At 43.3% G+C, this 14,119-nt stretch carries 8 protein-coding genes; 2 read left to right on the top strand and 6 right to left on the bottom strand.

The features are described 5' to 3' along the window. Nucleotides 1-191: 191 nt before the first annotated feature. Both KJS52_RS09085 and KJS52_RS09080 read left to right on the top strand, forming a co-directional pair. Nucleotides 192-3,929: an alpha-L-arabinofuranosidase family protein gene (locus KJS52_RS09085; protein ID WP_213514407.1), complete on the top strand. Its 3,738-nt coding sequence runs from the start codon at nucleotides 192-194 to the stop codon at nucleotides 3,927-3,929. Nucleotides 3,930-4,254: 325 nt separating this feature from the next. Further along, the gene (locus KJS52_RS09080; RefSeq protein WP_213514406.1) at nucleotides 4,255-5,328 is read left to right on the top strand and encodes a DUF4037 domain-containing protein; all 1,074 of its coding nucleotides are present in this window, start codon (nucleotides 4,255-4,257) and stop codon (nucleotides 5,326-5,328) included. 346 nt (nucleotides 5,329-5,674) lie between these two features. Here KJS52_RS09080 and KJS52_RS09075 read toward each other — a convergent pair whose 3' ends face one another. The 6 genes from KJS52_RS09075 to KJS52_RS09050 all read right to left on the bottom strand — a co-directional run bounded on the left by KJS52_RS09075 (nucleotide 5,675) and on the right by KJS52_RS09050 (nucleotide 14,096). Continuing rightward, nucleotides 5,675-6,271, bottom strand: coding sequence for a TetR/AcrR family transcriptional regulator (locus KJS52_RS09075; RefSeq protein WP_213514405.1), 597 nt, complete (start codon nucleotides 6,269-6,271; stop codon nucleotides 5,675-5,677). A gap of 38 nt (nucleotides 6,272-6,309) precedes the next feature. Beyond that, on the bottom strand, nucleotides 6,310-7,797 hold the full coding sequence (locus KJS52_RS09070) for an FAD-dependent oxidoreductase (protein WP_213514404.1): 1,488 nt from the start codon (nucleotides 7,795-7,797) through the stop codon (nucleotides 6,310-6,312). A gap of 213 nt (nucleotides 7,798-8,010) precedes the next feature. After that, nucleotides 8,011-9,648 (bottom strand): extracellular solute-binding protein, encoded by a 1,638-nt coding sequence (locus tag KJS52_RS09065; protein ID WP_246563338.1) that lies wholly within the window; start codon nucleotides 9,646-9,648, stop codon nucleotides 8,011-8,013. 61 nt (nucleotides 9,649-9,709) lie between these two features. Beyond that, nucleotides 9,710-10,594, bottom strand: a complete 885-nt coding sequence (locus tag KJS52_RS09060; protein WP_213514403.1) for a carbohydrate ABC transporter permease — start codon at nucleotides 10,592-10,594, stop codon at nucleotides 9,710-9,712. 14 nt (nucleotides 10,595-10,608) lie between these two features. Further along, entirely contained in the window at nucleotides 10,609-11,583 is a 975-nt protein-coding gene (locus KJS52_RS09055; protein ID WP_213514402.1) for an ABC transporter permease, read from the bottom strand. Nucleotides 11,584-11,783: 200 nt separating this feature from the next. Then, nucleotides 11,784-14,096 (bottom strand): helix-turn-helix domain-containing protein, encoded by a 2,313-nt coding sequence (locus tag KJS52_RS09050; RefSeq protein WP_213514401.1) that lies wholly within the window; start codon nucleotides 14,094-14,096, stop codon nucleotides 11,784-11,786. Nucleotides 14,097-14,119 lie beyond the last annotated feature (23 nt).

Below are 14,119 nucleotides of genomic sequence, written 5' to 3'. Positions count from 1 at the left end.
GCATGAGCAAGGTTGATTTATCCTAAGGAGAATAGTAGAATTTTAATTAAGATATTAATGATTAATGTTTATATTAACATTTTGTTTTAGGAGGTAATTTTATCGTTAATGATCTTTTTGAACAAATTTGAAATCGTTTTCACTCGTTAGCACTATGCAATCGCATAAAAAAACATAGGGGGCTCATTAGCATGAGATTGAGAAAAAATCAAATCCTTATTATTTCAATCGTAACTATATTGTTAATGATAGGCTTGCTTTTTTTGGTATTTAACTCAAAAGAGAGTCGGACAGAGCATACGCTTTCAGGATCTAACACTGATTCGACAAATGATGCGACGACAACTTCCAGTACTATGCTCGCTGAAGTGAGCTTTAAAGAGGATTTGCTGCTGCACTATAGCCTCAATCAAACAGAAGGTACGACAATCGTAGATGAAAGCGGCAATGGTCAAGATGGTGCTATCGTTGGTGCAGCAAGCTTTAAGGATGGGAGGGAAGGTCAAGCGATCGAGCTTAATGGTGGATATATTAAGATGCCGAATGGGATCGTAGCCGAACAACAAGCCATAACGATATCTACCTGGATCAATCCTGCTTCGCTTCCAGCTTGGTCAAGGATTTTTGATATTGGCTCATCCATGACGAACTATATCTTTTTCACTCTGAACAATGGCTCCTCTGTTCAGTTAGGCTTACATCTGGGCAGCACCGTTCAATCGCTTACGGGTGTTCCCTTCACTTCGTCTAATCAATGGCAGCATATCGCTGTAACGATAGAGGACAAGACAGCGATTATTTATATCAATGGCATCGAGGTTTTGAAAAATACAAACCTGACGATCACCCCGGATCAATTAGGCGCTACGTCAGCGAATTACATTGGCAAATCACAGTATAGTTCAGATCCAAATTATGTTGGGAAAATTGAAGATTTTAGAATCTATAGCCGTGCGCTTGATGAATTTGAGGTTATGCAGGTTATGGGCGAAGGGATGGAAGCGGAAGAAGCGATAGCCTTCGACAAGGAGTGGCTGGAGCTGGGTGTAAATACGCTAGAAATAACGAATGACCTTGAGCTTCCGAATAAGGGACCGCTCGGCACTTCGATTAGCTGGACATCTTCAGATGGAACGTACGTGAGTGACGAAGGAAAGGTGACGCGTCCAGCAGCTGATGCTGAGGATGCTAACGTAACGCTAACTGCTACGCTTTCTAAGGATGGTCAGTCAGCTGCAAAGGAATTTGAGCTTACAATCTGGGCTGAAGGTGCCGTTGCTTATGAAATTAATGTAGATGCTCAGCCTCAGCATGAGATCAGCCCGACGTTGTACGGTTTATTTTATGAGGATATTAACTATGCGGCAGATGGAGGCTTGTACGGTGAGCTCGTACATAATCGCTCATTTGAATTTAACATACCTTTATACGGCTGGAAGCTGGAGCAGTTTGGCGGAGGTGAAGGGAGTATACGAGCATCGACAGAGAAGCCGCTGAACGACAAGAACCATAAGTATGTAGAAGTAACAGCGACGAATGCCGGTGAAGGAGTAGGGATTTCCAATGCTGGCTATTCAGGAATAGCGGTAGAAGCCGGAGCAAGCTATCAGTTTTCGATTTATGCGAAAAGTGACGATAAGCTTCAGCATCCGCTAACAGCGGAGCTAAGAAGCAAGGATAATAGTAAAGTTTATGGAGCATGCAGCATCGACGGTATAACGACGCAGTGGCAGAAGCTGCAATGTGTGATAACCGCGAATGAGACGGATTATGAAGCCCAGTTAGTTGTGCTTGTTCACGATCGAGCGACGATTGCGCTAGATATGGTTTCGTTATTCCCACAAAAGGTATGGAATAACCGCAGCAATGGACTTCGTTATGATCTAGCTGAGCTGCTGGACGATATGGAGCCAGGCTTTCTCCGCTTCCCTGGCGGCTGTATTGTTGAAGGTGGTTCTCTGGATAATTACTACCGCTGGGAGAATACGATCGGTGATATAGCTGAGCGAGAAACTCAGCGCAATCAATGGGCGAACAACTACTATCAATCATTTGGCTTAGGCTATCAAGAATATTTCCAGTTTGCTGAGGATATTGGCGCGGAGCCTCTGCCTGTTATATTTGTAGGAATAGAATCCTGTACCTCGAATCCTGATACGGTGCCATTAAACGAGCTTCAGCCTTATATCGACAGTGCGTTTAATCTGATTGAGTACGCAAATGGCGATGTGACGACAAAGTGGGGCGCACTTCGAGCGGCGAATGGACATCCTGAGCCCTTCAATATGAAATACCTGGGCATTGGCAATGAGCTATGGGGTGCAAAATATTACGAACGATATAAGATGTTCTATGACGCGATAAAGGAAAAGCATCCAGAGATTAAGCTTATTTTCAGCTCAGGAGCCTTTCCGAACGATGGTGCGTATAGCGATGCTTATAATTGGTTAGCTAAACATAACAACCCTGCTGATCTTGTTGATGAGCATATGTATCAATCCCCGTCATGGATGCTGGATAATGTAAGTCGCTATGACGATTTCAGCCGTTCAGGTCCAAAGGTATTTGTAGGGGAATATGCATCGCACGGAGTTGGCAAAAGAAACAATATGGAGTCGGCGATTACTGAAGCAGTGTTTATGACAGGGCTAGAACGCAATGCGGACATCGTAGAGATGGCTGCTTACGCTCCATTGTTCAGTCGCCAGCCAGCCAGCTTTACGCAATGGACACCAGATATGATCTGGTTTGACCAGCATCGCATCGTTAAGACTCCGAATTATTATGTGCAGAAGCTGTTTATGAATCATACAGGGAATAAAACATTACCGCTTCAAGCTAAAAAGCGCAGCGAGAGCGACAACGATATTACTGGCTCCATATTCCTTGGTTCATGGGCAACACAGATTGAATATGACAACATAAAAGTAACCTCGGAAGACGGCAGCGTGTTGTATGCCAATGATTTCTCGGATAGCGCAGCAAGCGCTGATTTTATAGCGTATAATGATGCTGGCTCGAGCTGGAAGATTGAAGATGGCCTGTTAAAGCAGACGAGTAACCGAGAGGATACAAGATTCATGCTTGGAAGCGGGCAGAGCTGGAGTAATTATACGTTAGAGCTGGAGGCGACTAAAAAGAGTGGAAATGAAGGCTTCCTTATAGGCTTTGCGGCTAAGGATGCTGACAATTATTACTGGCTGAATCTAGGTGGATGGGGCAATACTCGTACCGTGATTGAGAAGGCGGTGAATGGCTCGCGAGGCATCGTATCGGGCGTTTCTGATCAGTCGATTGCAAGCAATAAAACGTACAAGATTAAAATTATCGTAGAAGGCTCCCGCATTCGTTGTTATTTGGACGATGAACTGCTGTTCGACCTGAATGAAAGTAAGGCGACAGGACCGTTATATAGCTCAGCTTCATTAGATGAGAAAACCGGTGATATTATATTAAAGGTTGTCAATAGCTCATCAAATAAGCAATATTCTAAAGTAAATGTAAATGGGGCAGCATTTATCACTTCAGATGCAACCGTATTTGAAATGTCTTCCCCTTCATTGACTGATGAAAATTCATTTGATGATCCGAATAACATCGAGCCTGTGCAGAAGCAAGTTTCCAATCTGGGAGAGTCATTCCATTATGAGTTCCCTGCACATTCTGTCACGATTCTACGTCTGAGAACTGAAGCTGGCCCAGCAATTACTGCTGTAGACGATATTCAGCTAACTACGAGTGTTGGTAAAGCCCCTTCACTACCAGCCAAGATCGTCGTAACGAAAAGTGACGGCACTACAGAGTCGGTAGCGGTTGCTTGGAAAAAAGTCGATTCTGCTCAATATGCTAAGCCAGGTATGTTCAGAGTAAAGGGCGAGCTAACTGATACGTACCTAAAGGCATATGCGGAGGTAACTGTGCAAGAGTAAGCTCTGCTGCGAGAGACAATAATACGAGGGCTAAACAAAAATAGGGAGTCACTATTATCGTGAACTGATTGGAGGCCGGGCATTATCTTTACGACCGACACACCGATCTCCACCTCCATTGAACATGAGTGGCTGAACAGAACACAACAATAAGGTTGTTCCAAACAATTATTTGCTTATGTTATGATTAAAAGGACTAAGAATAAGGAGGCGTTGTCTATGGGTAGCCATAATCAACATTGGGCAGAACCAAGAAACGGGGATAACGCATCATCGGCCCTATAAACTGTGTAATTCCCCGAAAATCGAGGAGGAATTCATTGCAGTGGTTTCGTTCATTCCAGGTATTGAGCTGTCACGTCATTTTTATGAGGATGTTGTCAAAAAGTTGATTGATAGGCCACACGCTGCCGCCCTGATTGGGGAAGGGTCTGAAGTATTGGGATTCGATCAGCAGCGTTCGACAGATCACAGTTGGGGTCCACGGATGCAAGTATTTGTCAGTGCATCACACGTTAACGAGGTATCTAAAGCGATTGAGCATGGATTGCCGGCCGTCTACAAGGGGTACCCGGTTCGCTTCTATTCCTGGCAAACCGAATCAGTCAGACATCATGTCGAGGTTACGACTTTAGATCATTGGTTGTCAGTGCAACTTAAGATCGATTCGCACACCGAATTACAAAAGGATAAGTGGCTTTCGCTGCCACAGCAACATTTGCTCCAATTCACTGCTGGAGCAGTATTTCACGATGAATTGGGCGAGTTGACTCGGATGCGCAAGCAGCTGTCTTGGTATCCGACGGATATTTGGCTGTGGATGATGGCCTCCCAGTGGCACCTCATCGGCAATACCGAGCCTTTGCTCGGCAGAACCGTTGAAGCAAACGATGGGAGAGGCTCTCTTATGGTTGCATTCAGGCTCGTTCGCCTTATTATGGAGCTATGCTTTCTTCAAGAAAAACGTTACTGGCCTTATCTTAAATGGTTTGGAACGGCATTTTCCAGGCTGCGTGTCGCATCGGAAATCGGTCCGGTCTTAGACCGTATACTGGGATCTTCTAATCACCAAGATCGAGAAAACGCCGTGAAGCAAGCGCTTGAAATTGTCGCTGAACGCCATAATACTCTTGGGCTTACACCGTCAGTTATTCCTAAGTTTGAGCCTTTTCAGGTCGGTATCAACGATGCTGTCCGTCCTTATCGTGTCTTAAACGCGGGCAGTTATGTAGGAGCGTGCAAAAGTGCGATTACCGACGAAACGATCCGTATGCTCGCCCACGTCGGAGCCATCGATCAACTTACCCATGTCGACGACGCACTCATCAATTTCACCTCATGGCCCGACCGCCTGAAACATTGCTATAAAGCAGAAATGGATTTGCACATAACGAATTAGATGTTGATTGTTTTTTATCGAGCTAAAGAATACTAGGCAGAGACAATCTGAATCGAGCAGCCTAGGCGGGTGAACCTGCTGCGCAAGCAAATTTTTATATAGCGGACATGAAGCGAGTCCTGCACAACTGGAATGTAACAAACGAAAGGCTCGCACAGGCAGGGTATTATGACTTCCCTGCTCAGTACGAGCGTTTACGTCAATTGCACTCAAACGATTGAACCGCCGTGTACCGAATAGGATGCACGGTGGTTGGGAAGGTCGGCTACTCAACTGATGGGTAGCCTCCTATCCGGTTTAACGTGCAGGCATCCCATATGGAATGTGTTTCTACTAAAACCGGGAATCACGGCCGCCCCGACACGATTCGCAATAATAAATCGACATCCGGCATTTGATAGGCATTGTCGGCATTAATATTTAATGTCATCAAGCCTGATATTACTGTAAAATAGGCGGAAATCAGTTGTCGAGGATCGCCAGATGTAAAGTCACCGGTCTTTTGCCCTTCGATGAACAGTGGCTCCAAAATATCTACGACGTAAGTTTCCATAGAATGCCCTTCAATTAGCCTCTTGGCCTGCTCGGGTACACCGTCCGACGTTCTAGCTTGGTGAATTAGCATGAAATAAGGCTGCCCTTCTTGGAATAGGCGGGTCATCTCCCTTACCTTATCGAGCGGTGTTCCAGGCAAATGATAAATGCTTTTCAAACCTTCAATCGACTCTTGAAGCGCCTGCTCAATCAGTACGATGAACAGCTCGTCTTTCGACTTAAAGTAATGGTAAAGAAGCCCCTGACTGATTCCAGCTTCTGTGGCGATCATACTCAGCTTTGTTCCTATAATGCCGCGACGGGCAAAAATATTCAATGCGGCTTTCATAATTTGTTCCTTGCGCTCGTCCCGAATTTGCTGCAACTGCTCTTCGTTTAAAGGCGACATTACTATTTCATCCTTTCGTTACATTATAACCTATCAATCTATTCTCCCGATGGGATCTGAACAAAGGAGGCATTAGCGAAGTTAGGAATTTGCTCCATCATCTCTTCCAATGTCTGACCTTGTTCTTGTAAAAATGTCATCAACTCGCGAGACTCTTCGTCAGATGCATGAGCGAGAAAGAAATCGGCCATCTGAGGATTAAAGAGCATGCCAGGCGAAAATAATAGCGAGGTTACCCCCCATTGCAGTAAAAACAAATCCGAATTCTGCTTCGATACAACTTGTTGAAGGGCGAGGTTCATGTATTTCTGGGCAAATGAAATCCCCGCGAGATGACGCCCGGCATATTCTACATTCGGCCATTGCAGGTCGTGTACGCAATTCAACCACCAAGCAGGCTCCAAAGCCTCCTGCAATCCCTGAAGCATTCTTTTTTCGAAATGAGGCTGAGGATTATTGCGCTGTTCTTGGAAATAAGACGCGACCCTTTCCGCTTCGATCGCGGCCACGGTCATACCAAGTCCATATATGGGATCGAATGTACAAAGCGCATCCCCCATTACCAGCAATCCGGAAGGCCAGCGTTCCATTAGCTCGAAACGATGACGTCGTAATTCCGATATCCGATAGCCCCTAGGCGCCCCGATCGGCTCAAGCCCCTGCAAAAGCTCGGATAGGAGCGAATCTTTCAGCTGATCCACGTTTTGTTCAAATTCCTGCGCTTTCGTGTCGGGAACGCGCCCACCAACCCCCCACAGCAATAATTCAGCAGTTTGGTTCTCAATCACTGACAAGACAGCGGTAAATTGATGATTGGAAGGGTTACCGTCTTTGCGATAGACATCCCAATTTCTAGTCTGCGAATCGGGGATCCGGTAATGACGGGTGCTGTAGCCAAGCGACACTTTCAAAATATCCGGATCGGGAATAGTATACCCTAATTGTTCAAGCCATGTCACTAATTTAGAGTTGCTTCCGCTAACATCGAAGACTAGGTCAGCGTTCCACGTTTGTTCTTGCCCCGACTGGGTACGGTCCCGTGCAATTACTCCTGTCACCGCAGTCTTATCAGAATTCGTCAGAAGCCCGATTATGTCTTGTTTAGGCTTCAGATGAACATTCGGAATCTTCTTTACTCGTTCACGTAATACCCATTCTAGTAAGGCACGGCTGAAAGTAGCCTCATTGTCCGGAATCGACATTTCCATATTTCCGAAATCGTAAGAAAAATAGGCCGTTTTCCCTTGGGATGAAGGAGCCCCCATTTCGAGCAAATCATCATTAAAGGCAGGGAAAAAGTGATCCAAAATCATTCTGCCACGAGGTGTAAGACGATGAGGTTGAAAACTCTGCGGAACGCCAGCGCGATGTTCGGGCTTTTCTGGAAAATCATCTTTATCGAGAACAATCACTTCGCTGTAATGATCGGAGAGGACTCTCGAAACTAGCAGCCCGCTAATCCCTCCTCCAATAACAATGGCGCGCTCAGCATTTTTTGAAAATTTTTCGTTATGTAAGATAGTCATAAAAAAATCACTCCTTTTTAGTATGTAGGTTGATCGGTTCAACCGTTCAATATTAAAATAGATGAATTATTAGCAGTTGTCAACTCTTTTCGCTCGCCCATAATTTTCTCAAGTAGGCGGTGAACAGATAAAAGGAATGGGAGTAAGGATTGACCTCCTATCCAGCAGCAAAAATCCGGTTGACGAGGGTCGTCAACCGGATAATGTTAACCATTACTTGCCGCCAGCATCGAGATAGGCTTGAACCTGAGCTTTAATTTCTTGACGAATTGTTTCCAGTCCTAAAGCCTGCAATTCTTTATTTAGAGCTTGAAGCTCGGACTCCCAATCCTTGATCTGACCAGCTTTTAGCATTTGAATAAATGGATCGGCCTTTGATTGAACGTTAGCAAATTCGCCTTTAACGTTAGAGGTATCGAACGAAAAGCTTGCTAATACCGGAGCATAATAGCTGTCTGGATCAGCAGAGTACTCGAAATATTTCTTTGCAGTCTCATCCAGGTCTGCGGATGTACGAATCATAGTCGGATTCCAAGTGAACTCATAGCCCGGGAACATATAGTTATCTGAAGCATCAAGCAAATTATATTGATCCTCGCCTACTGCTTCCCAGTGAACTCCTTCGATTCCTAGCTCAAATAAGTCATGGTTGTCACGGCTTTGGAACAGCCAATCAAAAAACTTCATCGTGCGATCGATGTTTTTAGATGATGCAGGAATTGCAATGGAGTTATTCGCTTTATAATTCGTTGCAATCGCCTTTGGCTCCATGTTGCGAATGCGATCCTTAAGCACGAAAAATTCCAGATCAGCATCAGCAATCGTTTCCTTCAGCAGCTTTTTATCTGCCGCATAAGAAGAAATTGTTCCGTAGTAGGACGCGGCCTTGCCTGACATAAAATAGGATTTATGATCCTTTTGACTTAAAATATCCTTTTCGAGATATTTGCTCCACTCCGCCCATTTGTCGTACTGCGGAAATGCGGTTTTCATTGTGTCAAATGGAGCAGGTAATGTAGCCCAGCTTTCAGCAGCATCACCCATCGCAACAACATTTTGCACTGTTTTTAGATCATCCGATAGATGAATATAGTAAACGATACCGCCTAATGTTAACGGACGTACGGTATCAAGCTCTGCACGTTCAGGAGCCCATATTTCCTGGAAGCCGCTGCTGCCGCGCAAAGCAAGTGGAGTCACTCCAGGCTCAGAGGATAGAACCTTATCATAGAATTGCTGCAGCTCATCATAGCTTGTGATCGGTTCATTAAAGCCCAGCTTTTCGCGCAAATCTTTACGGATATATACGACAGGCAGATCATAGAAATATTGCGTAAATGGTATCGTGTAAAGATGATTGTCATATCGTTTATTCATCTCGATAAATTCTTCTGAAAAGGCAGCTTTAAGACCGGGATAGTCATCATTATTGAAATATTCATCCAGCTGAGCGTATGCACCTTGAGGAACAAGCTCGCGCAGGTTTTGGAAATCAGCATCAAATACAAAGTCAACCTCTTCACCAGCAGCCATCATCAGCTTAACCTTTTGCTTGTGATCCGCTGAAGAATTCCATGATATATCGAGCTTTGTATTAAGCGTATCCTTCGTGCGATTTTCAAATTCTTGCAGCACGACATCCAGATCCTTTGGTTCATCACCAAAAAGCATCCCCTTTAACGTAACCGCTTTAGGAGGCTCTGCTCCCTTTGCAGCGTCTGTGCTGCCAGGTGCTGAACTGTTTGTTGAGCCTGTTGAATTAGCGTTGTTGTTGTTGGAGCCGCATGCAGACAATACTGAGACTAAAACGATAGATAATAATAAAGCAGTCATACGTTTCATGTTAACCATACATATTCATCCCCTTTATTTAAATAATCTAAGCTTTATATACTAAACCGCTTAAGCGGAATTAGCCCTTCACAGCGCCTACCATTAATCCTTTAACGAAATATTTTTGCAGGAACGGATATAAGAAAATGATAGGGCCAATGGTGACGACAGTAGTTGCGAGTCGAACGGTCATTGCAGGTGGTATGAAGTTTGGCAAGGTTACATCAGCAGAGATTTGATTAATAAAATCAAGATTGTTCATAATCCGTTGAATTAAGTATTGTAATGGGAACAAGTCCTTGTTATTGATATAAAGCATCGCATCAAACCATTTATTCCAGTAGCTTAAGGCGTAAAACAAACCAATCGTCGCAATAGCAGGCAATGAGATCGGCAGAATAATTCGAAATAAAATATAAGCATCATTGGCCCCGTCTATTTTTGCGGATTCCGCTATGGAATCATCAATCGATGCAAAGAAATTTCTTAACAAGAACATATTCCAGGCACTCAGCATACTCGGAATAATGAGCACCCATATACTATCCTTCATGTCAAGATACTTGGAGATAAGTAAATACGTAGCAACAAGTCCGCCATGAAAGAGCATCGTGAAATAGATGTAAAAGGCCATATGGTTGCGATACTTTACCGATTTAACGGACAGGGTGTAGGCCATAGCACTGGTGAATATCATGGAAAGCGCAGTACCAACCACAGTTACAAAGGTGGTCACGCCATACGATTTATAGATGGTGTTGTCCTGAAATATTAATTTATAAGCATCAAGGCTAAACTCACTCGGCCAAAACATATAACCATTTTTAACAAGTGAAGCTTCGGTGGTGAGAGAGCTCGCGATAACAGACCAAAATGGAATTAGACAATACACAGAAAATAAGGCGATTGCGATATAAAAAAACATTTTTAGAATGCGATCTGAGAAGCTTTCCTTTATAGACATCGGTTATCACCTCCTTAGAAGATTGCTGATTCTGGTGCTACTTTTTTGGCGATGGCATTGACGGTCAGGACAAGAATAAATCCTACTAAAGATTGCATGAAGCCAATTGCAGCCGACATACTCATGTCTCCCAGATCCATCATGGAGCGGAATAGATAAGTATCAATAACGTCTGTCGTCGGATAAAGCATTGGGTTTCTGCCCACGATGGCATAGATCATTCCAAAATCTCCGTTGAATATTCCGCCTACAGCTAATATCGTAAGCAGGATTACCGTTGGCTTTAATAATGGCAATGTAATGAATCGTATTTTTTGAAAACGGCTGGCCCCGTCAATTGAAGCGGATTCGTAAATATCAGGGTTGATGCCAGATATCGTTGCCATGTAAACGATGGAGCCAAAGCCCGCGCCATGCCAAATCTTAAGTAATACTAAAATTAATGGCCAATAGCCAGGGGAGGATAAAAATTGAATCGGCTCGAATCCGAAAAGCGCGATAAATTGATTGATAAAGCCTCCATCCGTAGCAACGAACGCCATGACAAACATAGCGACTACGGTCCAGGAAAGAAAATGGGGGAAAATCATAACCGATTGAGTAATTTTCTTAAACCATTTCCCGCCTAACTCTGTGACCATGACTGCAATAACTACAGCAGCTAACGTATTAAAAACAATAAATAAGGTGTTCAGAAATAAAGTGTTTGTTACAATTTGAATCCAATCTCCAGAGCGAAAGAAGAACTGAAAGTTCTTTAATCCAACAAATTCGCTCCCTAAAATTCCCTTCATCGCTTTAAAATCCTGAAATGCAATAATGATGCCAACCATGGGCAGGTAAGCGAATACAAAAAACCAGAGCATGCCGGGTAATGCCAACAGGTATAAAAATTTATTTTTAATTAATTCATAAATAAATGCTGCAAATTTACCGCGTTTTTTAGTTGCCTCTTGTGGAGTTAAGGCACTTGCTGTAGCTTCGCTCATTTGAACCCTCCTTTGTTCGTTGTGTTGGTGTGATACCAATGTACATGTAAAATGAGCATTCCAAAACCGCAAATAATGCACAAAATGCCTGATTTTATCGCTATATCGGGGTATAAAAAAGGAAGAAAGGTATGATTTTCTATGAGTGATAAAAAAGAAACACCGCTTCAGGCGAAGTTCGGTGCACTTTTTTACAATATTTAATTGAGATCAGTGCTTTTTCTGAAATGATCGGGTGTCTTGCCACAGTATTTTTTGAACGAGCTGTAAAAGTATTTTGTGTTATCCATCCCGATCATTTCTCCAATGCGATTGGCGGGAATGTCGGTTGTAAGCAGAAGATGCTTGGCTTTCTCGAATCGAATACTGTTAATGTATTGATTGAGTGAAACAGCCGTAATGTCCTTGAAAATTTTCCGCATATAGTTAATGGATAATCCTGCTACGTCCGCCAGGGCATCGACAGAAAGATTAGGATCCATGTAAGAGGCAGCAATATGATTTTTAATTTTCTCGATCAACAGCATGTTTTTTTGTGAAGCCTGTGCTTTTCTAGCTTCTATCGCCTCCTCCCCTAGGGTCAAGAGGAGCTGCATAACTTGATCCAAGCTTACCGCCTGGTATAATTGCTGTGCTAAATAACCGACATCCAGTTTGTTTTTCAGCTGTTCCCCGCTTGCCATGCTTTTGGCAGTGCGATTAAGCGTAAATAGCAGCTGATTTAAATGCAGCAGTGCATCATCAATGGCAATAGCTCTTAAATGTTCCAGGTATTCATGGAGAGCATCAGCGTATTTCGTAACATCTCCGAGCTTCAGGGCATCGGTGACGACCTTCTCCAATGCGCCAGATGTTTGATCGTGCAGGCTTTGTCGATCCTCTTCAATATGATACGAGAGGATGCTTTCTTCACCTATTAGCAAACGATAACGAGAGGCTTGATACGCGCTTTGTAAAGATTCGGCTACCTCATCCATTGCTGAAGCATGGCTTCCAATAGCAGCAGATACACGAATATGCAAATAAGCCTTAATATTATGCTGGATTTTACGTAAAAGCTCTTCCATTACATCCTCAGAGCCCTGTGGCTTGAATAAAATAATAACGACCTGATCGCTATCAGCGTCAACACAATAGCTGTTGAAGCACGGATTGCTAATTTCCTCCGCGATATTACAAATTGCATATTTCAGCAGCATAATGTCTTTAGCCGCATACTTCTCCTTTAATTGGTTAAAGGTATCGAGCCGCAGCATACATACTTGAAATTGCTGGTCTGCAATATCGATGCCATTTCGCTGCAGCTTGGCGATAAATTCTGTTTCATTGCCCCAGCTTCCAGTAAGCCATTGCTTCAAGAGAGTTGATTTCTCGTGATCGCGGAAGCTCGACATTTCATATTGAAGCCGTTGCAGCTTTTGATCTAAATAGCTAAAGGTATCAGACAGCAGATCATACTCACTGCTTGGCGAGTTGTTGGATAGATTCGCCGACTTTTTAATACTCGTTAATAGTGAATGAATCGGTCCGTAAATCATTCTTGTAAACCATAGCCCGACGATAATGACGATGCACAAAATAATTAAAGCGACGAGTAGAATGTAGTTTTTGGTATCATTTACCTTGCTAAGTAATGTGATGTAATTGACGTCGCCAATAAAGATCCAGCCAAGGCTATCGGATTTCATATAGAACAGCCGATGCGGCTCATTGTTGATTTGAGCTTCGATTATGCCCTCATCATGATCAGAATCGAGAATAGTGCGGAATGAATCCTGACTAGAGAAATCATGATTTATGAGTTCAGAATTAGAATGAGATATAACGATCCCCTGGCGGTTTAATATCATCGATTGAAAGGATTGATTTTCTTTTTTTGTTCCGTTCATAATCATTTCCTGCAATATTTTTTGATCAAAGTTCAGGATGAGAGCACCGTTAATTGCCGTACGATCCTTTGAATTCATAAATGCGACTGAAATCAAATTCCCCTCAAAGGCTTTTGTATCGGAAACAAAGGAGGTCGTTCTGGGAATAAATATCGAGCCCTGTAATGCTTCTGATTCGAATAGCTGAAGAATTTGTTGATCATAAAATTGTTCGTATGGCCTCATCGTCGTCAAGGAGGAGAAAACAAGTTGATGACGCGAATTTATTAAATAAGCTGAATGAATCATCGGATTAATTGTTGTTAGATTCGTTAAAGTATTACTGATTCGGCCCATAAGTTCAGCGCTGAACTCATTCGCATAAAAGCCAGCTTGAATGTCTAATGAAGAATAGGCAGTCGCGAACTGTTGGTAGGTAGAGTTTAATAATATACTGGCCGTATTATAGGATTGCTCCAATGCTTGATCCGTTGAAGCAGTCAGCTCCTCTTTCAAATGCCCAGACACTTTGGATGTAATAAAAATCGTTAAGCTTGAAACGATAGCCAAGCCTAAAATGACATTTGAAAGGATCAATTGTATAAGTAAACGCTTTCTTAATATAAAATGACGAATACGCTGCATAATGTCCCTCCATCGTAGATCGT

The sequence above is a fragment of the Paenibacillus montaniterrae genome, from assembly GCF_018403185.1.
Classification (GTDB): Bacteria; Bacillota; Bacilli; order Paenibacillales; family Paenibacillaceae; genus Pristimantibacillus; species Pristimantibacillus montaniterrae.
The sequence above is the reverse complement of the archived record's forward strand: the minus strand, read 5'-3'. Positions and strand labels throughout refer to the sequence as shown.

Coding starts and splice junctions, on each gene's coding strand:
- KJS52_RS09085 (WP_213514407.1), top strand. CDS start 192: ATGAGATTGAGAAAAAATCAAATCCTTATTATTTCAATCGTAACTATA.
- KJS52_RS09075 (WP_213514405.1), bottom strand. CDS start 6,271: ATGTCGCCTTTAAACGAAGAGCAGTTGCAGCAAATTCGGGACGAGCGC.
- KJS52_RS09070 (WP_213514404.1), bottom strand. CDS start 7,797: ATGACTATCTTACATAACGAAAAATTTTCAAAAAATGCTGAGCGCGCC.
- KJS52_RS09065 (WP_246563338.1), bottom strand. CDS start 9,648: ATGGTTAACATGAAACGTATGACTGCTTTATTATTATCTATCGTTTTA.
- KJS52_RS09060 (WP_213514403.1), bottom strand. CDS start 10,594: ATGTCTATAAAGGAAAGCTTCTCAGATCGCATTCTAAAAATGTTTTTT.
- KJS52_RS09055 (WP_213514402.1), bottom strand. CDS start 11,583: ATGAGCGAAGCTACAGCAAGTGCCTTAACTCCACAAGAGGCAACTAAA.
- KJS52_RS09050 (WP_213514401.1), bottom strand. CDS start 14,096: ATGCAGCGTATTCGTCATTTTATATTAAGAAAGCGTTTACTTATACAA.